Annotated in this window: 21 protein-coding genes; 17 read left to right on the top strand and 4 right to left on the bottom strand. The window is 27.5% G+C overall.

All coding sequences use genetic code 11. The features are described 5' to 3' along the window. Nucleotides 1-7: 7 nt before the first annotated feature. Complete coding sequence (locus tag KGF41_RS11890; protein WP_227850418.1) at nt 8-748, bottom strand: helix-turn-helix domain-containing protein; 741 nt, start codon at nt 746-748, stop codon at nt 8-10. 148 nt (nt 749-896) lie between these two features. Here KGF41_RS11890 and KGF41_RS11885 point away from each other — a divergent pair, with 148 nt between their 5' ends. From KGF41_RS11885 to KGF41_RS11855, 7 genes are all read left to right on the top strand, one after another. Then, the gene (locus KGF41_RS11885) at nt 897-1,646 is read left to right on the top strand and encodes a nitrogenase iron protein NifH (protein ID WP_227828449.1); all 750 of its coding nucleotides are present in this window, start codon (nt 897-899) and stop codon (nt 1,644-1,646) included. Nucleotides 1,647-1,709: 63 nt separating this feature from the next. After that, nucleotides 1,710-2,606: an ABC transporter substrate-binding protein gene (locus tag KGF41_RS11880; protein ID WP_227828450.1), complete on the top strand. Its 897-nt coding sequence runs from the start codon at nt 1,710-1,712 to the stop codon at nt 2,604-2,606. 16 nt (nt 2,607-2,622) lie between these two features. Further along, the gene (locus KGF41_RS11875) at nt 2,623-3,603 is read left to right on the top strand and encodes a FecCD family ABC transporter permease (protein WP_227828451.1); all 981 of its coding nucleotides are present in this window, start codon (nt 2,623-2,625) and stop codon (nt 3,601-3,603) included. Beyond that, on the top strand, nt 3,603-4,397 hold the full coding sequence (locus KGF41_RS11870; protein ID WP_227828452.1) for an ABC transporter ATP-binding protein: 795 nt from the start codon (nt 3,603-3,605) through the stop codon (nt 4,395-4,397). The genes KGF41_RS11875 and KGF41_RS11870 overlap by 1 nt, the downstream gene beginning before the upstream one ends. A gap of 107 nt (nt 4,398-4,504) precedes the next feature. Next, on the top strand, nt 4,505-5,782 hold the full coding sequence (locus KGF41_RS11865) for a nitrogenase component 1 (protein ID WP_227856683.1): 1,278 nt from the start codon (nt 4,505-4,507) through the stop codon (nt 5,780-5,782). 1 nt (nt 5,783) lies between these two features. Then, nucleotides 5,784-6,995 (top strand): nitrogenase component 1, encoded by a 1,212-nt coding sequence (locus tag KGF41_RS11860; RefSeq protein ID WP_227841761.1) that lies wholly within the window; start codon nt 5,784-5,786, stop codon nt 6,993-6,995. Nucleotides 6,996-7,154: 159 nt separating this feature from the next. Beyond that, complete coding sequence (locus KGF41_RS11855; RefSeq protein ID WP_227828455.1) at nt 7,155-7,346, top strand: hypothetical protein; 192 nt, start codon at nt 7,155-7,157, stop codon at nt 7,344-7,346. A 99-nt stretch (nt 7,347-7,445) separates the two neighbouring features. Here the strand turns inward: KGF41_RS11855 and KGF41_RS11850 are convergent, their stop codons facing one another. Further along, nucleotides 7,446-8,258 carry an Mrp/NBP35 family ATP-binding protein gene (locus tag KGF41_RS11850; RefSeq protein WP_227840239.1) on the bottom strand — a complete coding sequence of 271 codons (813 nt, stop codon included), beginning with the start codon at nt 8,256-8,258 and terminating at the stop codon, nt 7,446-7,448. 440 nt (nt 8,259-8,698) lie between these two features. Between KGF41_RS11850 and KGF41_RS11845 the strand changes: the two genes are divergently transcribed. From KGF41_RS11845 to KGF41_RS11830, 4 genes are all read left to right on the top strand, one after another. Beyond that, entirely contained in the window at nt 8,699-9,850 is a 1,152-nt protein-coding gene (locus tag KGF41_RS11845; RefSeq protein ID WP_227850413.1) for a GNAT family N-acetyltransferase, read from the top strand. Nucleotides 9,851-9,964: 114 nt separating this feature from the next. Next, nucleotides 9,965-10,603 (top strand): B12-binding domain-containing protein, encoded by a 639-nt coding sequence (locus KGF41_RS11840; protein ID WP_227828458.1) that lies wholly within the window; start codon nt 9,965-9,967, stop codon nt 10,601-10,603. A 1-nt stretch (nt 10,604) separates the two neighbouring features. Further along, nucleotides 10,605-11,630 (top strand): uroporphyrinogen decarboxylase family protein, encoded by a 1,026-nt coding sequence (locus tag KGF41_RS11835; protein ID WP_227828459.1) that lies wholly within the window; start codon nt 10,605-10,607, stop codon nt 11,628-11,630. Further along, nucleotides 11,617-12,237 (top strand): hypothetical protein, encoded by a 621-nt coding sequence (locus KGF41_RS11830; RefSeq protein ID WP_227828460.1) that lies wholly within the window; start codon nt 11,617-11,619, stop codon nt 12,235-12,237. The genes KGF41_RS11835 and KGF41_RS11830 overlap by 14 nt, the downstream gene beginning before the upstream one ends. A gap of 124 nt (nt 12,238-12,361) precedes the next feature. Here the strand turns inward: KGF41_RS11830 and KGF41_RS11825 are convergent, their stop codons facing one another. Both KGF41_RS11825 and KGF41_RS11820 read right to left on the bottom strand, forming a co-directional pair. Beyond that, a complete protein-coding gene (locus KGF41_RS11825) occupies nt 12,362-13,048 on the bottom strand; it encodes a YjjG family noncanonical pyrimidine nucleotidase (protein ID WP_227856682.1) in 687 nt (228 codons plus the stop codon). Nucleotides 13,049-13,060: 12 nt separating this feature from the next. Next, the gene (locus tag KGF41_RS11820; RefSeq protein ID WP_227840755.1) at nt 13,061-13,606 is read right to left on the bottom strand and encodes a helix-turn-helix domain-containing protein; all 546 of its coding nucleotides are present in this window, start codon (nt 13,604-13,606) and stop codon (nt 13,061-13,063) included. A 232-nt stretch (nt 13,607-13,838) separates the two neighbouring features. Here KGF41_RS11820 and KGF41_RS11815 point away from each other — a divergent pair, with 232 nt between their 5' ends. The 6 genes from KGF41_RS11815 (at nt 13,839) to KGF41_RS11790 (ending at nt 22,449) form a co-directional block, all read left to right on the top strand. Then, nucleotides 13,839-15,086 (top strand): GntP family permease, encoded by a 1,248-nt coding sequence (locus KGF41_RS11815; RefSeq protein WP_227850412.1) that lies wholly within the window; start codon nt 13,839-13,841, stop codon nt 15,084-15,086. Nucleotides 15,087-15,169: 83 nt separating this feature from the next. Next, nucleotides 15,170-17,164 (top strand): ATP-binding protein, encoded by a 1,995-nt coding sequence (locus KGF41_RS11810; protein ID WP_227856681.1) that lies wholly within the window; start codon nt 15,170-15,172, stop codon nt 17,162-17,164. Beyond that, on the top strand, nt 17,161-18,486 hold the full coding sequence (locus KGF41_RS11805; protein WP_227840758.1) for a sigma-54-dependent transcriptional regulator: 1,326 nt from the start codon (nt 17,161-17,163) through the stop codon (nt 18,484-18,486). Before KGF41_RS11810 ends, KGF41_RS11805 begins: the two co-directional genes overlap by 4 nt. A 279-nt stretch (nt 18,487-18,765) precedes the next feature. After that, on the top strand, nt 18,766-20,052 hold the full coding sequence (gene grdG, locus KGF41_RS11800; RefSeq protein WP_227828466.1) for a sarcosine reductase complex component B subunit alpha: 1,287 nt from the start codon (nt 18,766-18,768) through the stop codon (nt 20,050-20,052). An 85-nt stretch (nt 20,053-20,137) separates the two neighbouring features. Further along, the gene (grdF, locus tag KGF41_RS11795) at nt 20,138-21,445 is read left to right on the top strand and encodes a sarcosine reductase complex component B subunit beta (RefSeq protein WP_227828467.1); all 1,308 of its coding nucleotides are present in this window, start codon (nt 20,138-20,140) and stop codon (nt 21,443-21,445) included. A 296-nt stretch (nt 21,446-21,741) separates the two neighbouring features. Beyond that, nucleotides 21,742-22,449, top strand: coding sequence for a LytR/AlgR family response regulator transcription factor (locus KGF41_RS11790; protein ID WP_227856680.1), 708 nt, complete (start codon nt 21,742-21,744; stop codon nt 22,447-22,449). Nucleotide 22,450: the final 1 nt, after the last annotated feature.

Below are 22,450 nucleotides of genomic sequence, written 5' to 3'. Positions count from 1 at the left end.
AACTTTTTTAGTTATAAATATTTTTATATTCAATTGGTGTAAGGTTGTTAAACTTTTTAAAAACCATACTATAATAATTTTGGCTATTGAACCCAACAAATACAGCAACATCTAAAATAGACATATCTTCTCGAAGTAAATATTTTTTACTTTTTTCGACTCGAACTTTATTGAGAAAATTAGTAAATGTATATCCACTTTCTTTTTTAAATAGGGAACAAAAATAACTTTTATTAAGTTGTAAATTATTACATATATCACTTACTGTTATATCTTCTGAGTAGTTTTTATGAATATAATCAATAGTTTTTTTTACATAAAAACTAAGAGCTGGTTTGTGTTTCATTTTATCATTACATATTTCTGATAAAAGATTTGATATATAATCTATACATGATAGAGGCTTAAATGGTATGTCAGAAAACTCAATATCATTATTAATGCATGATTTAAAAGGTCCTATAACAAAATAGCCACTAGAAATATCAAATTTATGTATCGGCATAATTAAAAATTGTATGTCATCGCAAAAACTTAACATTATATAGGACAAGTTTTTATTAGATATAAAATCTGTACTTTTTATATTATTGAATATGTTTAAACTAGAAAAGTACTTTTCTAGTTTATCATTGTAGCCAACGCTACAAAGTTCTTTTAAATCCTTATTAATCACTTTTGTTGGGATATTACAACAGTCAAAAAAATCATTAATGATAAGTTCTATATCATCTTTAAAACATTTCAAAAAATCACCTCATTTAAATTTATACAAATATTTTTATAAAAAAACAAATATAGTTAAGAATTTAAAAAACATATCGCGTAAAATAGTTGTTGCGAATGATAATTAATTTCGTTAAATAATATTATGATGTAAGAGAGGTAAAAAGTCAATGAAAAAAATAGCTATTTATGGGAAGGGAGGAATTGGAAAATCAACAACAACTTCCAATTTATCTGCATCACTTTCTCATTTAGGATATAAGGTTATGCAAATAGGATGTGACCCTAAATCAGATTCTACTAAAAATTTAATGAAAGGAAAATTTATACCAACAGTTCTCGATGTCATGAAAGAGAAGAAAGATGATTTGAAACTTGAAGACATAGTATTTGAAGGATATGGTGGAGTATTATGTATTGAAGCTGGAGGACCAACTCCAGGAGTAGGGTGCGCTGGAAGAGGTATAATAGCGGCTTTTGAAAAATTAGAAGAATTAAAGGCCTTTGAAATATATAATCCAGATGTAGTAATTTACGATGTACTTGGAGACGTTGTTTGTGGAGGATTTTCAATGCCAATAAGAAATGGATTTGCAAATGAAGTGTATATAGTAACTTCTGGAGAAATGATGTCAATGTATGCTGCTAGTAATATATCTTTAGCTGTAGAGCAATTTAAAAATAGAGGATATGCCTCTTTAAAAGGACTCATATTAAATGCTAAAAATGTTGAAAATGAATTAGAATTAGTTGAAAAATTGGCTGATGAAATAAAAAGTAAAGTTTTTCACTATATACCAAGAAATAAAATCATGCAACAGTCTGAGAATAATGGAAGAACCGTTATAGAAGAAGATAAAGATAATGAAATGTCACAAGTATATATAGAACTTGCAAATAAGATTATACAAAGTAACTAGATAGATATAGGTTTAAATAGAAAATACAGTTTTAAAATAAAGTTTATTATGGAGGAAATTTTTATGAAATTTAAAAAAATATGCTCAGTATTTTTACTTAGCGCATTAATATTAACAGGATGCTCAAAGCCGTCAAATGATGAGTCTGCAAATAAGGAGTCAGATAACAACGTAAAAGTTGTCTCAGCCACAGTAGCAGCAACACAAGTATTGGATAAATTAGATGCTACTTTAGTAGGCATTCCAACGACTAAATCTGAACTACCAGAAAAATATAAAAATCTACCAGAAGTAGGACAAGCTATGAATCCTGATTTAGAAATTGTAGCCTCTCTTGAGCCAGATGTATTTATAGTTGATAGTATGTTTAAAGAAAATGTTGAAAAGAGTATGAAAGAATATAACCTAGATACATTCTATTTTGAAACTGGAACATACACAAAGTTTCTTAAAAGCATAGAGAATTTGGGTAATAAAATAAATAAACAAGATGAAGCAGAAAAACTTATAAAAGAGCTAAAAGGAGTAGAAGAATCTGTAGTAGAAAAGTCAAAAAAACAGGATAAAAAACCAAGGGTAGCTATTTTATTTGGTGGTGGAAATAATTTTATGTTAGCTACAAAGAGCTCATATCTTGGTGACTTGGTTAAAACAGTAGGTGCTGAAAATATAGCTGATAACTTAACAGATAGTGTGGATTCAGATTATATACAATTTAGCTTAGAACAAATTATAAAAGAAAATCCAGATTACATACTTAGATTTGCACATGGGAATATAGAAGAGACTAAAAAAGCATTTGATGATTCTTTTGATAAAAATCCTGCATGGGATACATTAAGTGCAGTAAAAAATGGAAAAGTTATAGATTTAGACTCAAGTATATTTAATGTATCAGCAAATATACATGTCAAAGATTCAATAAATAAATTGGGAGATATCTTATATGGAGATAAATAAATTTTAGGTGAAGAATATGGATAATAAAAAAGTATTATTGATATTTACAGGGTTGATAACTGTAATTATTTTATTAATTGTTTTTTCTACTGTAGGGAGTGTAAATTTAAGTATTGGGGAAATATTTGATGCATTGATAAATGAAAATAATGCAATGGTTACTACCATAGTTTATAAGATGAGGTTACCTAGAAATATTTTAGCAGCGTTAGTTGGTGCAAATCTAGCAGTTTCAGGACTATTGTTACAAGCTGTTATGAAAAATCCATTAGCAGACCCTGGTATAACAGGTATATCTACAGGAGCAAGTGTAGCTGCTATTATAATATTGCTTTTATTTCCACAATATACAAGTATGTTGCCAATAGTTGCTTTTATAGGAGGGCTCATATCTTGTGGAGTAGTATATTTGATGGCGTATAAAAATGGGCTTAGACCAGAGCGAATTATACTAGCTGGAGTAGCTGTAAACACTATATTAGGTGGTGTGATATCATATTTATCAACTATGTATAGTGAAAGAATTCAAAGTGCAATGTTGTGGTTAAATGGAAGTTTAGCCACAAAGACTTGGTTAGATGTAAATATGCTAATATGGTATTCTGTTATAGGATTGATAGGAGCTATTTTCCTCATCAGAAGTGCAAATGTACTACAATTAGGAGATGATGCAGCTACAAATCTTGGCTTCAATGTAAATAAAAGTAGGTTTTTAATCTCATTAGTAGCTATATTTTTAGCAGGTGTTTCTACTTCAATAGTTGGTGTCATCAGTTTTGTAGGTCTTATAGTACCACATATAACGCGTATGTTGCTTGGCAGTGACCATAAATATACGATACCATTTAGTATAGTACTAGGGAGTATTGTATTATTAATTGCAGATACATTAGCAAGAACAATAGGAGGCTCTATAGAGATTCCAGTAGGCGTTATTATGTCTATAATAGGGGGTCCATTCTTCTTATATTTATTAAGAAAGAGAGGCAGTTATTAATGTTCAATGTAAAAAATGTCAAAATAGGTTATGAAGATAAGATTATCATAGACAATCTGAGTGTGAGCATTAAAGAAAAAGAAGTGGTTTCTATATTAGGTCCAAATGGTTCAGGAAAATCTACATTACTTAAGTCCTTATCTAGAATTTTGAAAATTAAACAGGGTGACATATATATCGGTAAGAGAAATATGAAAGTCATGAGTAATAAAGAAATTTCGAGAAAAGTGGCATTATTAGCTCAACATAATGCCTCCCTAAAGGATATAAAAGTAAAGGATTTAATATATTATGGAAGAATACCACATAAAGGTTTTTTTGAAAGTAAAAATAAAAATGATGAAGAAATAGTAAATTGGGCAATGAGAAATACAGGTCTTGAAACATATAAAGATAAATTGGTAAGCAATTTATCTGGAGGAGAAAGACAAAGAGTATGGTTAGCAATGGCACTTTGTCAAAAGCCAGATATACTTTTATTAGATGAACCTACAACATATTTGGATATATCTCATCAATTAGAACTAATGGAGCTTGTAAAAGATATAAATAAAAAATTTGGAATGACTATAATTATGGTTTTGCATGATATAAATCAAGCGAGCAAATACAGTGATAGACTTATTATTATGAATAATGGTGCTATAGTAGCGGATGGACATCCTAATAATGTAATAAGTGAAGAGATAATAAAAGATGTTTACAAGGTAAAATGTGATATAGATATAGACCCAATTAGTAAAAAGCCTAGAATTCATCCAATAATGTTATGTAGAAGAACTAGTAGTATATAAAATTTTAATATTTAAGATGACTATAGTTGAAAAAATATAAAAAGTAATATAAGTGTAACTTTAAATTTATAAAGTTGTATAAGTAATAGGATTGGAAAGGAAAAAATATGTATACTTTAAATGTATTAAATAGATTAAAAGATATAGCGTATGATAAAGATATAAAATCTTTATCATATGCTGTGTTTCCAGGGACTCATTGTCCATTGTTTGGAGTTGTATTAACTGCATCATATATAAAAAACATGGCTCTTGTGATAGTAGGAACAAATGAATGTACTTATTATAGTAAAAATTTTGCATATCATAGACAGTCTGGTCAAGATAGTGTTTATTCAGTAGTCTTAAAAGATAAAGATATAGTTTTTGGTGCAGAAAAAAAAGTAATAGAAGCTGTAAAGTATATTTCAGAAGTTGAAAAATTTGATGCAATAATGATAGTAACTACATGTGTACCAGAATTAATAGGTGAGGATTATAATGCTTTATCTGAGGAATTGGAAGAACTGATTGGTGTACCTGTTTTAGCAGTTAATACCGAACATTATACTTGTAATTCTCATATAATTGGAATGACCAGAGCTTTAAAGAGTTTATCATCAGTTATGGAGAATTATACAAATAAAAAAGGTGTTAATATTTTAGGGCATAGACAAGAGAATGTAGAAGATACAGAGCTTGTAAAGTTACTTTCTAAAGAAGGTGTAAAAATAAATTGTGTAATACCATCTAAATGTACTATAAGAGATATAAAAAGTGCATCTAGTTCTAAATTAAATATAGTAACAGATATGATAGCATTGGATTTAGCAGAAGATATGAAAAATAAATTTGGAATAGAATACATATATTTTGATAAAAACATGAAAGAGTCAATTATAATGGAAAACTATAATAAACTTTGTAACATTTTAGACATAGATGTACAAGATGAATTATTAGAGCAAAGACAAAGATATAATTTGTTATTGAATAAATGTAGACTTCTAATGGAAGGTAAAAAGCTAATTTATGGGAATACACCAATGATGGCATTTGAAACAGTGGATTTCTTAACAGAATTAGGGTTAGTGCCAGAATTTATACAAGTGCGTGAACTTTATGAACAAGATAGTTTATTTAAAGACAACATAATAAAAAAAGGACACAATCCATATGTAAGCAGAATTGCAAATATAGCACCACTTAGAAGTTTGTATGATACTATAAATGCAGATATTTATATAGGTCATGAAAGTCCAATGTTATTAAAAGAAAAGGGACTTATGCAAATAACGTTAGACGAACATGCACAAAAAATAGGATTTGAGCTTCCAATAGGCATAATGGAAACTTTAATTAAATTATTTGATGTGGAGAAAGTTACAAGAAAGGAAGTGATTTAATATGGAAGTATATAAATATTTTCCAAATCCTTCTGATAGAATGGGAATAATATTTACAGTATCATCAATAAGCGAAGCCTGTGTCATAGAATTTGGTCCATCAGGAACAACTCACTATGCTATAGAAGCAATTGGAAGTTTAAATGGAGAAGACAAAGCAAAGATTTATTCAACTCATATGAGTGAAAGCGATGTTACGTTTGGAAATTATGATAGATTAGAAAAGGCTATAATTGAAATAGATAATAATATTAAACCCAAGTATATATTTGTAATGGCTTCATCTGTATCTTCTATTATAGGTGTGGATATAGTAGGAATCTGCAATATTATAAGTGATTCCGTAAACTGTAAGCTAATCCCAATCACAACAGGTGGATTAAGAGAAGATTATAATCAAGGAGTTGAAGATTTTCTTTATATATTAGCAAAGGATGTAGTAAAAGAGAGCAATGAAAAAATTGATAGCTTTAATATAATTGGATGTAATATAGACCAATATAATTTTTTATCAGATTGTGAAGAAATTAAAAGGATGATAAAGGCTTTTTTCAAAAAAGAAGTAAATGTAACCTTTACATCATACACATCAATTGAGGAAATAGAAAATGCATCTAAGTCTAGTCTAAATATAGTACTTAGGAAAGAAGGTATCAAAGCAGCAACTTTTATGAAGGATAAGTATAATATACCTTATGTATATAAAAAGCCTTATGGAATAAAAAATACTGAAGAGTTTATTAAAGACATACAAAAAGTAACTATGTGGGATTTGAATAAAAGTGCTTATGAAGCTGAAGTATCTAGCATAAAAAGACAAGTATTTAATATAAAAAGGAAGTTTTATTTTTATGAGGGAAGCAAAAAATGTGCTGTATTTGGAGATTATGACACTGCTTTAGGGTTTAAAGATTTATTAAATGAATTAGGTCTTGAAGTTGATAGAGTTAACATATTACATAATACAGATTGTAAGGACGAATCCGTATATATTGGAAATAATGAGTTAGATAGAAACAAATATTTAAAAGAAAATGAGTTGTTGGTTTTATTTGGAGATGGTACTAGTATTGATATGAATCATAATTCAAAGTTAGATATACAGATAAGTAATCCAAACTTAAAAAGTGTAAATATATATCCATATACACCATTTGTTGGATTAAGAGGAGTGCTTTACATAATTGAAAGAATACTTAATATATCACTATAAGATAGATTTATTAAAACGTTAATGCATATTTTTTCACAATAATTTATGAATTCTGTTAGGATTTGTAGGATATGGGATATAATATAAATAAGTAAATTTTGTAAGTAGAGAATTTATTTGCTTTATTTTAATTATGTTGGAGAAGTGGGGGAATAGGTTATGGAAAGACTAATGGAGCTTTTAGAAAGAAAATTTTTAAAAGATGTAGAACTCTTAGAATTGGAAGATATAGAAAATGTAGTAGAGTGTAAAATGACACAGCCATACAATGCTCACTATAATGAATATCTAGTAAAAGTGAAAAATGGAGATATGATAGAAGAATATTTTGTGTATTTAAAACATAGATAGATGTAAAAGAGGTGTGTATTTTATTTGTAATATTACAAAATAAATACACACCTCTTTTTTTAGTGTTAAAGTGTAAAACTATAAAATTTTAATTTATATCTATTTAATATTTTCAACAATATCAGTTAATACTGAGTCTAAATCATTACTAATTTCTGTAACACCATTATGAGTAATATCTATGATTTCTTTAGTCATAGGAAGTTCACCTAGAAGTTTTAAATCTAAGTCATTTAAAAACTTTTCAGTAGAGTCACCATCAAATAATTTGATTTTTTTAGAACAATCAGGACATTGAATATAACTCATATTCTCAATAACTCCAAGAACGTTTATGTTCATTTTTTTAGCCATATTAACAGCTTTTGATACAATCATAGATACCAAATCTTGAGGAACTGAAACCATAACTATTCCACTTATAGGTATAGATTGCATAACTGTTAATGCAACATCTCCAGTTCCAGGGGGCATGTCTATAAGTAAATAATCTAGTTCTTCCCAAAGTACATCAGTATAAAATTGTTTTACAACTCCTCCAACTAGAGGTCCTCTCCAAACAACAGGCTCATTTTCGTCATCTATCATAAGATTTATAGACATTACTTTTATGTTATTTGAATTTTCTACAGGATAAATATAAGAGCCATCAGAATAAGCTTTTACATTTTTTAGACCCATAAGTCTAGGAATACTTGGTCCTGTTATATCAGAGTCTAATATACCAACTTTGTATCCCATTTTATTTAGTTTATTAGCAAGTAAAGCAGTTACAGTCGATTTACCAACTCCACCTTTCCCACTCATAACACCAATTATTTTTCCAAATTTATTGTTAGGGTTATTTTCAATAGAACAATTTGATTGACTATTACAATTTCCCTTTGATGGACATGAATTACAATCTGCCATATCTATTACCTCCAATTTTTAGTATTTATTAGATTATTTGTAACCTACATATACTATTTTAGTACAATTAAACAATAAAGTCATTATTTAAAAGCAACTTAGAATATTTTCTATTAAGCAAATAGTAATTTATTATAAAAAAAAGAAGGTAATAAAAAAATATAACCTTCTCAATAAAATGGTTGTTTCAATTGACCTATAGAGTTTAATCATATAAATATATAGGAAATATTTCAATATATTATACATAAATGGTCATTTTATAAGTATAACTGGAAAGTATATATATTTTTTATAGAAGTTTGTTGAAAAACAATTAAAAATCATGAAGAAAAAAGATATAATTAGAAATGTAGTGATAAATTTAAAAACGTGGTAATAAATATTTTACTAAGAATGATAACATTGAAATATTTTAAATAATATCAGGAGGAATATAGATGGAAATAAAACCAAGAAGTGCAAAAGTAGAAGAGTTTAATAAAGTAACAGGATTAATAAACTATGTGTTTAGAATATCAAGAAATTATAAGCCAACTATGGTGGAAGAGTTTCCACTTTTATTGAATAAAGATAACATAGAAAATATGATTATAATATCAGAAAATGAAAAAGTAGTTTCAGATGTAAACTATTTGGTACAAGATGTATCTATTCAAGGAAATAAACTAAAGGTTGCAGCTATAGGTGGAGTATGCACACATCCAGATTATGAGAAGAAGGGATATTCATCTAAAATACTAGATAAAGCAGAAGAAAAAATGTTTTCTGATGGTGTAGATGTTTTAATTATTTCAGGGACAAGAAGTTTATATAGTAGAAGAAATTGCAGTGTGGTGAAGAGTTTCTATAAATATACAATAAAGCCAGAAAATATTGAAATACCATATGAAATAGTTGAATTTGATGAAACTAATTTTGAAAAAGATACTGATTTAAATAAAATGATTGAATTATATAATCAAAATAGTACTAGATTTATAAGAACAAGAGATGAATTTAAAAAATTATTACATGCAGCTACTCTTGCTTGGGGACCAATTAATTATAAGAAAGTATTTATAAAAGATAATAATAACATGATAGGATATTTAATAATAAGAACAATAAAAAAAGAGTACTCTATTGTAGGAGAAGTAGTTGAACTAGGATTGAATAATATAAATGTTGAAAATGTATTAAAATATACTACGAATAAATTTGGTTTAGAGTATTTAGACTATAAGGTACATGTAAGAAATCTAAAAGACCAATTAGAATGTAATGAATTAAAGTCTTTAGATTATCAACAAGGAACAATTAAAATAATAAATTATAGTAAATTATGCAATAATTTAAAAGGTTATTTTAATCAATATGTAGATTCTGAACTATTAGAGCATATTGAATTTAAACAAGTTGAAAATAAATATATCATCAAATATAAGGAAGAGGAGCTTATAATAGAAAGCTTAGATAAACTTAATAAGCTATTTTTTGAAAGAAATGAAGAACAACACAATGAATTTAAACATTTGAAAAATATATATGAATTTACTACAAAAGTATTTCCTATAGATTTTCCATGGACTGCAAATTTAAATTATCAATAATTATTATACTTTTAACCTAAGATTTGATAAGAAATGTTCTTAAAGTATGAACTAATTTTTTATTGAATGTTAGTAAAGTACTTTTATGAAGGAATTGGAAAGGATGAGTATTATATGGATATACTTGAAAAGATAGCAGAATGTATATTAAATATGGATGTAAATAATATAGAAGGCTTGGTAAAAACTGCTATAGAGGAAAATATTAATGTAGAAGATATATATGAATATGGGTTAAACAAGGGTATGATAGGTGCTTTAGACAAATTTGAGAATAAAGAATACTATCTTTCAGAAGTGATAGTATGTACAGATGCATTAAATAAAGGTATTAATCTCTTGAAGGGAACTGGCAAAATAAAAGAAAAATCAAAGGGAGTAATTTTAATGTCTGTAGTAGAAGGTGATACTCATGAGATAGGAAAAAATATTGTAAAAGTAATGGTTGAAGCCACTGGATACAAAGTAATTGATTTAGGTGTAAATAGAAAAAGCGAAGATATAATAGAAGAGGCTATAAAAAACAATGTAGATATAATAGGTTTATCTTCAATGATGACAACGACGATGGAAAACATGAAATCAGTAATAAATAGGCTTAACAGACTTAATCTAAGTAAAAGGCCAAAGGTAATAATTGGTGGAGGTCCTGTAAGTATGGATTTTGCAGAAGAAATAGGTGCAGATGGATATAGTCCAAATGCTCCAAAAGCAGTTAAATTAATAGACAAACTTATAGGAGGAGAAATTTAGAATGTTTTCAGATATGACTTTATTACAATATATAAATAGTGAAGATAGAGGATTTTTCCTGCCCGATATGGGTACAAATGGTTTATTTTTGATAAATAAAAAAGCATATGAAGTATATGATAGTGTAGATATACAATTGGAATTAGCAAGAACTATGGATAAATATTTTGAATCAGATTTTATATATTCATTTTGTGATGGGATTACATTTTGCGAGACTCTGGGATTAGAGACACTAAGACCAGATTATGATTTTCCAAGTGTATTGACACATACAATAACAAATAGTGAAAAGTTAAGAAAATTAGATGTGCCAGACCCATATACAAGTGGACGTATGCCACTTAATCTAGAAAGCTTATCACTAATATCAAAAACTATAAAAAAACCATTATATGAATCAATACAAGGTCCATTTACTCTTGCGGGTCAATTAGCTGGGGCTACACAACTTTTGAGGTGTATAATAACTGATAAAAAATTTGTGGAGGAGTTATTAGAATTCACTACTGAGTTAGTAAGGAGATATGCTGTTGCTGCAAATAAAGCAGGTGCAAAATATATTTCAATAGCAGAGCCAACATCAGTAACTTTAAACAAAACTAGATTTGATGAATATATAGTAAAAAATTTAAATAAAGTATATGATGAACTTGATTGTTGGAAAGGTATGCATATATGTGGAGATACAAGAGAGTTGTTAGATAATATGTTGAGTTGCAATATAGATGCAGTAAGTTTAGACCAAATTCTAGACTATGAAGAGATTGCACCAAGAATTCCAAAAGATATAGTTTTAATTGGAAATTTAGACCCAATAAAACTTCTTGGACGTTCCACACCTGATAAAATAACAAAAGAAACACTAAAGTTGTTAAAAAAGATGAGAAAGTATGACAATTTCTTATGCGATTTTGGTTGCAACTGTTTAAATACAACACCAGTAGAAAATTTACAAGCAGCCATAAAGGCAGGGAGAATTAGTTATAAAGAATTAGATAGGATTGATATGAATGAGTTGGAATAACAATGAAAATATGCCTTATTTAGAATATATAGATTTAGAAGATATTTATATAAATAAAGATACAGTGCTAAAGTTTTTGGGATATTCGAATAGAAAAGTTCCAGAAATGATTAATGGAATAGTTGAAGAAGAAATAAAAAGTATAAAAAGTATATTGAATATTAAGGTTTATGTAAGTGAAATTGATATTGATAAAATGCCTAAAGAGTGTAAAAAGGCATTTGCCATTTTATATACCGTAGGAGATAAAATTGACATTAAAATGAAAGATTACATGAAAAATTGTAATATGATGGCAGGTTTGGCACTAGATAAAATAGGTATAGTGTGCTTAGACTACATCAACGAGAAAATAAAAATGTATTTAAAGGAAACCTATAGTAATCTCAATATATCATATGAGATATATCCAGGAGATAAAGATTTTAAAGTTGAAAACCAAAAAGATATTTATGAATATGTAAAAAATAAATACGATAATCTAGAAATAGAAATCAATGATTATCATCAATTATCTCCTATAAAAAGTGTTGCGATGCTTATTTTAATGGGAGATAAAGAAAACACTGAATCAAGATGTAGTAAATGTATTAGAAAGTGTTTTTAGAAATTTTTACAAGATTAAAGTTGATATTGGTAAGTTGCAATAATTTTTTTAGCTTAAAGATATGCTAGCTAAAAAAATTATTGCAAAATAATAAGATTCTACTTGATATACTCATACTTACAGATTATAATAAATTTTTTAATTCAATGAGAGTATTTATTTCATAAGTGGGTATAGAACTAGTATAATTTATACTGTTATTGGAGTTTAGCCAACAAGTATCTATTCCTGAATTTATTCCTCCTAATATGTCTGAAGTTAAACTATCACCAATCATCAAAGCAGAAGTTTTATCATAACAGTTAAACTTCTTAAATGCATATTTAAATATTTCAGGATTTGGTTTTGATACTTTTACTTCTTCTGATACAATCATTCCATCAATATATTCTTTTATTTCTGAGTTTTTAAGTCTATTATTTTGGACTTTAGAAATTCCATTTGTTATTATGATAATTTTGTATTTACTTTTAAGATATGATAATACATCAAGTGCACCTGGCATTAAAAAAGTACATTCTGCCAAAAGATTTAAGTACATTTTACTAAGAATTATAGGGTCAACATTTAAGTTCATTTCCTTTGCAAAAAGTTCAAATCTAAGTAGTTTAAGCTCATCTAAAGTTATAGTGTTTTTTTCAAGGTCAAGCCAAAGTTTATCACTTATATTTCTATATATTTTTATAAATTTTTCAAAGTCAAAATCTAATTTAAATTTAGATAAAAGTTTCTTAAAAGCATAAGATTCACTCTTTTTAAAATCAAATAAAGTATCATCTGCATCAAAAAATATAAATTTATATCTCTTCATAAGGTCTACCCTTTATAGTATAACTGCAAAAACTACTTTGCTTTCACTATCAGAATCATTTTGCCATTTATGCTTTGTTCCTAAAGGAACCTTAACGCTATCACCCTTAAATAAAGTAAATTCATCATCATCCATAAAGAGTTTGACTTCTCCCTCTAAAATGTATGCAATTTCATCTCCATTATGAGTAATTCTATCTACACAAGAAGATGTATTTGGAGCCAAATCCATAATAGCAAATTCTAAATTACCACTAGAATCTGGAACTAAAACTTCATATACAACATCATTACTTCCAGGTAAAATAACTTTCTTTCTACTATCGTGTCTCACTATTAAACTTTTTTTGTCTACTTCAGATACAAAAAATGTAAATAGAGGAACATTTAGAGAAGAGGCTATAGATTTTAATGAATTTACAGATGGATTAGCAAGACCTCGTTCTATTTGGCTCAATAATGATGGTGTAACATCTGCTAGTTTTGCTAAATCTCGAATACTTAGATTTTGTTTTTTTCGAACTTCAGCTATTTTTTCTCCTAAATTTAAATCATTCATATAAATATCCTCTCTTTTTCGTTTTAAAAATATTACTTTAAAATAATCTAAATAAAAAGATTATATAGTATGAAATCATTATAACATATAAGATATAATTTTGAATAAATAATGTTAAATCTAATTGAATAAATTAAAATATAATTGACAAGTGGATACAGAATACTTAAAATATATTTAAATAAAATTAAATAAAAAATAATTAACTTACTTTAAGATAGGAGGGGATATTGTGCAAATAACAACTTTTGGAGCTATATTTGGCTTATTAGTAGCAATTATTTTAATTATAAAGAAATTTCAAGCTGTATATAGTTTAATGTTAGGGGCATTTGTTGGGGGAATAATTGGAGGCGCAAGTATAACAGAAACTGTAGATTTTATGGCAACTGGAGCTATGAATATCTCACCATCAATTCTTAGAGCTTTAGCATCAGGTGTATTGGCTGGAAGTTTAATAAAAACAGGAGCAGTTGATAAAATATCAGAACAAATCGTAAGGATATTAGGAGAAAAGAGAGCCTTACTTTCTATAGCTGCTTCAACTATGGTACTTGCAGGAGTAGGAGTAAATTTGGATGTATCTGTAATAACTGTAGCACCAATAGGTTTATACATAGGAAGAAAATTAAACTATTCTAAATTAGCAATACTTTTAGCTATGTTAGGTGGAGGCAAAGCAGGTAATATAATATCACCAAATCCAAATACTATTGCAGTAGCAGGAAATTTTTCTGTAAATCTATCTAGTGTTATGATAGCAAACGTAATTCCAGCAATTGTTGGTATTGTGTTTACTGTTGTTTTGGCAAGTGCATTAACAAATAAAGGAAACAATGTAGAATCATATGAACTTTTGGAACAAAGAGAGGATTTACCAAATTTGTTTAAGTCATTATGTGGTCCAATTGTAGCTATATTTTTATTGTTTCTAGGAAATATATCACCTATAGTAATAGACCCTATGGTTGCACTTCCTGTAGGAGGAGTAGTAACCTTAATCGCGACAGGAAATTTGAAAAATACAAGAGAGTATTTGTCTTTTGGATTATCTAAGATGCAAGGTGTATGCATATTATTACTTGGAACAGGGACTATTGCGGGGATTATACAAATGTCTGAATTACAACAGAGTACAATAGGTATACTACAATATTTAAATATGCCACAATTTTTATTAGCACCGATTTCAGGTATACTTATGTCACTGGCAACAGCATCATCAACAGCTGGAGCCACTATAGCATCATCAACTTTTTCTGATGCTATATTAAGTGGTGGATTATCACCAATTTCAGGAGCATCAATTGTTAATGCAGGTTCCAGTGTATTTGAACAATTACCACATGGTTCATTATTTCATACTAGTGCAGGCAGTATAAATATGGATATAGGTGAAAGATTTAAATTGATTCCGTATGAAGCACTAATAGGGATAGTAATGACTATAGTTTCAACATCTATACAATTAATCTTATAATAAATATAGATATTTAATGAAAAAAGTAGGATTTTGTTATTAAATATTGAATTTATATAAAAAAGAAAGATTGGAGTTTTAAGGTGAATAAAAAAAAGATAGTAATTATAGGGATTATTTATTCATTTTTAGTTGTAGTTTCACTCACAAATATGTATGTAGGCATGGAGTATAATTTGAATATATTTGAATATGTTAAGAAATCACTTCCATTTACAGAAGAGGAAAAACAATGGCTAAAAAAACATAAAAATTTAATTTATAGTTCTGACCAGAGCTCTCCTCCTCTTAGATATAAAGGCCAAGAAGATGGTCAATATAAAGGAATTGTTGTTGATTTAATTAATTCCCTATCAATCCAAATAGGTAGAGATTTCTATTTTAAACCAAATACATGGTGGAAAGAATCCTTTATAAATCCAGTGGATGATAGTATAAGATTTTTTGACTTAATTCCATCAAAAGAAAGAGCAAATAAGTTTATATTTACTGATCCCGTTTATACATTAAGTGCAAATATATTAAAAGATAAAAAAGCACAGAATATAAATAGTTATAGAGATTTAAAGGGAAAAACAATAGCAATACCAGAGGGTGACTATTCTATAAACTTTTTAAAAGAAAGAGTTGACAATATAGATATTGTGTTGACTCCAGATATAAAGACTGGAGTAAATTATTTAATGTCAGGCAAAGTAGATGCAGTTGTTGGTGATGAACCAGTATTACGATATTATGTGATAAACTATGAACTCTCAGAGAAATACAGTATTTTAAATACTCCTATTTATACCAAAAAGGCAGTTCTCGCTGTTCCTAAACAATATAAAGAATTAGTTGGTATTTTAAATAAGGGAATTTTTAAACTTCAGAAAAATGGTGTATATAAAGATTTAAATAAAAAATGGTATTCTATATATAATGAAGTTGATGATGTATTATATGATAGAGGAGTCATGCCAATCATTTATATTTTTATAGGCATAATTTTGATATCTATTTATATTTTTTATAGTTATACATATTTATTAAAAATAGAAATAAAAAGGAAAACAGAAGAAGTAATAGAAAATAAAAAGGCTTTAGAGGCCACATTTAATAGTATCACAGACATAATAATGCTTATAGATGACAATTACAATATAGTTGAATCAAATAAAGTATTCTATGATTTTATCAATGAGATACAATATAAAAAAGAAGAATTAATTGACATAATAAAAAATATTATTGAGAATACATTTTCTGAAAATACACATAAAACAAGTGAAATAGAACTGATTAATAAGATTTTGAAAATAAGTACTTTCCCTGTAGAATATAAAAAAAATAATATTGAATATATAGTAGCCGTGATTAAAGATATAACTAATGATAAAATAATAGAAGCAAAATTGCTGAGAGATAATAAAATGATATCTATAGGGCAATTAGCTTCTGGAGTAGCACATGAGATAAGAAATCCTCTAGGAATAATAAGAAATAATTGTTATCTTTTAAAAGATAATGTTACTATAGAAGAGGTAAATGATTGTGTAAAATCAATAGAAAGTAATGTAGATAGAGCAAGTAATATAATAACGAATTTATTAAATTTTGCAAGAATATCAGATGATAGTTTAGAAAATATAAATATAAGAAATTTTATTGAAAATATAGTCAAACTTCAGTATAAAGTTTTACAGTTAAAAGATGTTGAAATAAAGATAAACTGCAATAAGGATTTAGTGTGCTACATAAATGGAGAATCTTTGAAACACGTATTTATAAATTTAATATCTAACTCAGTAGATGCAGTACATGAAGGCGGTAAAATTATTATAAATTGCTATGTGAAAGAGTGCTGTTTATTTATAGATTTTAAGGACAATGGTGATGGTATAAAAGAAAACGTTTTAAAGGATATATTTAATCCTTTTTATACCACAAAGCCAATTGGTGAAGGAACTGGATTAGGTTTGTACATTACATATAACGAGATTAAAAAGAATAATGGAGATATAAGTGTCAAAAGTCAATTGGGAGTTGGTACTTGTTTTTATATAAAAATTCCACTAAATAAAGAGGTGACTATATGATGAAGATACTAGTAGTTGATGATGAATTAGAGTATGGAACAATAATGAAAAAAATTTTGCAAAAGAATGGATATGTGGTAGATATAGCACTAAGTGGAGAAGAAGCTGTGAGTATTATTAAGAAAGATAAAAATTACGATTTGATTTTATCTGATGTTATGATGAAAAACATGGATGGAGTACAACTTTTAGATAAAATTAAATCTATTAATAAAAATATAGAAGTTATATTAGTTACTGGATATGGAAGTATTGAAAATGCAGTTGAAGCTATGAAAAGAGGAGCTTTATCTTATTTTATAAAAAGTAATCCTATTGAAACTTTATTAGAAGAAATTGAAAAAGTAAAAAGAGAAAAAGAAGTAGTTTGCACACAAAAAAATAATTTGGGCTTTACTTTAGAATCTAAAAATAAGGATTTTAATAATATAATAAAAATCGCAGAAAAAGCTGCCTGTAAAGATGTAAATATACTAATTCTTGGAGAATCTGGAGTAGGAAAAGATGTTTTAGCTAGATATATACATAGTCTAAGCCCAAGAAGAGATGAAATATTTGTACCTGTAAACTGTTGTTCTTTTTCCGAAAATTTATTAGAGTCTGAGTTATTTGGACATGAGAAAGGTTCTTTTACTGGAGCAATAGATAGCAGAAAAGGTAGATTTGAACTTTCAAATAGGGGTACTTTATTTTTAGATGAAATAGGAGATATACCTTTAAATGTGCAAGTAAAATTGTTAAGGACACTTGAAGAGAAATCTATAGAGAGAATAGGAAGTAATAAGTCTATTAAAGTTGACTTTAGATTAATTTGTGCAATGAATAAAGAACCTAAAATAGAAATATTAAATGGTAATATAAGAGAAGATTTTTTTTATAGAATAAGTACAATAACAATAACTATACCACCTTTAAGAAATAGAAGAGAGGATTTAAATACACTTATAGACTTTTTCTTAAATAAATACCAGATTGAACATGATAAAAAAATATCCTCAATTGATAAAGAAGTAGTGGATTTTTTGATAAATTACGATTATCCAGGGAATATAAGAGAATTAAAAAATATAATCAATAGATTAGTAGTTTTAAGTGAAGAAAGTAAGTTATCAAAAGACAATTTGAACTTAATATCAAACAATATAAACATAGATGATAAAATAAGTATTAGACCTCTAAGAGAAATAAGAAAAGAATTTGAGTGTGAATATATTGAAAAGGTTCTATCTCTATGTGGAAATAATATTTCAAATACAGCAAAAAAATTGGAGATTAGCAGAAGACAATTAACTAATAAAATATCAGAGTACAATATTAAGTGAGAAAAAAACTTCTCATGTACTGAGCAAAAAATTTCTCACAATTATTAAAAGATAAGTAGAAAAATTCTACTTATCTTTTTTATTATAATTTTTAAATTTAAGACTTACAATAATTATAGGTAGATTCAATGTTTATATAAGTAAAAAATGAAAATATCTATAGAATCAACATAAAAAAGCTATATTTTAAATAATTGGCATATAAAATGCTTTGTATATAAATAAACGTAATAATAAATATTTTTAATTGCGATTAAATGTATTAAGGGGGATTTTCATATGAAGCTAGAGCTAGGGAATATATTTATAAAAAATATTGAATTTGGAGAGAAAACAGAAGTAAAAGATGGCATATTATATGTGAATAGTAAAGAAATAGAACAGATAGCTTTAGAAGATGAAAGAATTGTAAGTGTAAATGTTGAACTTGCAAGACCTGGCGAATCAATAAGAATAGCACCAGTTAAAGATGTCATAGAACCTAGGGTTAAAATTGGAGATGAAAGCAAAATATTTCCTGGAATTATTAACAAAGTAAAGACTGTAGGAAGTGGAAGAACTCATGTACTTTCAGGAGCTTGTGTTATAACTTGTGGAAATATAGTTGGATTTCAGGAAGGTGTAATTGATATGAGTGGTCCTACTGCTAAATATACACCTTTTTCAAAAACAAATAATGTATGTATTGTGATAAAAGCAAAAGAGGGTATAGAAACTCATGATTATGAAGAAGCAGCTAGAATAGCTGGATTAAAGATAGGTGCATATATAGGAGAAGCAGGCAAGGAAATTGAACCAGATGAAATAATAGTATATGAAACAAAACCACTATTAAAACAAGTGAAAGAATATCCAGACCTACCAACAGTAGCATATGTCCATATGTTACAATCACAGGGACTTTTACATGATACTTATTATTATGGAGTTGATGCTAAGCAAATAGTCCCAACATTTATGTATCCAACTGAAATAATGGATGGAGCCATAATATCTGGTAATTGTGTTGCACCATGTGATAAAGTGACTACTTTCCACCATTTAAATAATCCAGTTATACATGACTTGTATAAAAGACATGGAAAAGACCTAAATTTTATAGGAGTAATTTTAACTAATGAAAACGTATTTTTAGTTGACAAAGAAAGAAGTTCTGATATGGTTGCAAAGTTAGTAGAATTTTTAGGTGTTGATGGAGTATTAGTAACAGAAGAAGGATATGGGAATCCAGATACTGACCTTATGATGAATTGTAGAAAATGTAGTGAAGTTGGAGCAAGTGTAGTTTTAATCACTGATGAGTTTCCTGGAAAAGATGGAAAGAGTCAATCTATAGCAGATGCTACGAAAGAGGCAGATGCACTTGTTTCTTGTGGTCAAGGAAACTTAGTAGTCCATTTTCCTGCTATGGAAAAAGTTATAGGAACTTTGGATTATGTAGAAATGATGATTGGTGGATATAAAGGATGCTTAAATGACGATGGAAGTATGGATGCGGAATTACAGATTATAATAGCATCAACTATAGCAAATGGTTACAATCATTTGACAGCAAGATATTATTAAATAAATATTTGAGTATAGATTATTGTTAATACCATTATTAATTTAATTGATGTAATAACTATAAATTGATTTGGAGGATTAAGATATGAGTAAAATCAGAGTTGTTCACTATATAAATAATTTCTTTGCTGGTATAGGAGGAGAAGAAAAAGCAGATATTCCACCAGAAAAAAGAACGGGAGTAGTAGGGCCTGGAATGGCATTTCAAAGTCAATTTAAAGACGAAGCGGAGATAGTTTCAACTGTAATTTGTGGAGACACATATTTTGGAGAAAATATTGAAGATGCTACTAGAGAACTTTTAAAAATGATAAAAGAAGAAAAACCTGATTTATTTATTGCAGGGCCAGCATTTAATGCAGGTAGATATGGAGTAGCCTGTGGAACTATTTGTAAAGCAGTTGAAGAAGAACTAAATATTCCTGTAGTCACAGGAATGTATAAAGAAAATCCAGGTGTAGATATGTTTAAACTAGATTTACACATAATAGCTACAGGAAATTCAGCAGCTAGTCTTAGAAAGGTAGTTCCAATAATGTCAAGACTAGGGCTTAAATTAGTTAATGGTGAAGAAGTAGGGCCTCCTGAGGTAGAAGGATATATAATGAGGGGAATAAGAAAAAATTTCTTCCATGAACTTAGAGGTTCTGAAAGAGCGATTGAAATGTTGGTTAAGAAAATGAATGGAGAAAAATTTGAGACTGAGTATCCAATGCCTGAATTTGATAGAGTTACACCTGTAGAGGCTATCAAAGACTTATCTAAAATAAAACTTGCATTAGTAACTTCTGGAGGTATAGTTCCAACTGATAATCCAGATAAAATCGAATCTTCAAGTGCTACTAAGTATGGTATTTATGATTTAACAGGCATGAATTCTATGTCAAATAAAGATTTTACAACTATACATGGAGGTTATGATAGAGCATATGTACTTGAAAATCCAAACTTAGTTGTGCCATTAGACGTGGTTAGAGAATTTGAAAAAGATGGTGTAATTGGAGAATTGGCAAATTACTTTATAACTACTACAGGGACTGGAACAAGTGTAGGTAATTCTAAGAGATTTGGAGAAGAATTTTCTAAAAAATTGGTAGAAGATAAAGTAGAGGCTGTAATTTTAACATCTACATGAGGTACTTGTACTCGTTGTGGAGCAACGATGGTAAAAGAGATTGAAAGAGCAGGTATAGCAGTTGTCCATGTTTGTACTGTAGTACCAATATCACTTACAATAGGAGCAAATAGAATTGTTCCAGCAGTAGGTATACCATATCCACTTGGAAATCCAAAGCTAGGGGAAGAAGAAAGTAAAAAAATTAGAAAGAACATAGTTTTAAAGGCCTTAAATGCATTAAAAGAAGATGTAGAAGATCAAACCGTATTTGAATAATAAAAATATAACACAACACTAAAATTAAAATAGATATCATAAAATAGTTTCTGAAAATTATTTTATGATATCTTTTTTTATTAAGTAATTTAAAAACATTGAATATATTTTTAAATTAAATTTACTAGAATGAAAGATTAAATTTAGAGTATTGATACATAAATTTAAATTAGATATACTATGAAAAGTAAAGTTATTCACTTTGGAACATATATTCAGCATATTAGAACAGATTAATTGAAATAAAGAAGTTAACTTTATATAATAAAATAATATGAGAAAGAAGGTGTTACATATTGATTTCAATTGCTATTTGTGATGATGAATCGTATATGTTAAATGATTTAAAAGAAAATATAGAGCTATATATGAATAGAAATAATTTATTGTATAATATAGAACTTTTTGATAAAGCTGAGACTCTATTATATAATCATGAAGTATTTGATATTATCTTTTTAGATATACAGATGGAAGGTATTAATGGAATGCAAGCAGCTAAAAAATTAAGGTCATGTGATAATGATTGCTTTATAATTTTTGTGACAGTTTTAAAGGAATTTGTATATGATGCTTTTGAAGTAGATGCTATAAATTATTTGATAAAACCATTGTCTAACGAAAAACTAGCTAAGACAATGGATAGGATAATTATAAAGCTGGAGAGTAATGAAAAGAATTATATAACAATACAAAAAGGGCACTCATATTGGAGATTGAAAATAGCAGATATTTTATATTGTGAAATTATAAAAAGAAAGATTTATATCCATTTAAAAAAAGAAATTATTGATTATTATGAAACTATTGATAGTCTAGAAAGAAGCTTGCCAATAAATTTTTTTAGATGTCATCGTAGTTATATAATTAATTTACAATCTGTATATAGCTATGAAAATGGTAATGTAGTTATGGAAAATGGAGATATGATACCTGTTTCCAGGTTACGCCAACAAGAATTTTCTGAAGCTATGCTTAAGAATATGAAAAATAGGAGGAGATAAC

It is taken from the genome of Clostridioides sp. ZZV14-6150 (genome assembly GCF_020657875.1).
Lineage (GTDB): Bacteria > Bacillota > Clostridia > Peptostreptococcales > Peptostreptococcaceae > Clostridioides.
This window is presented reverse-complemented; position numbering and strand designations above follow the sequence as displayed.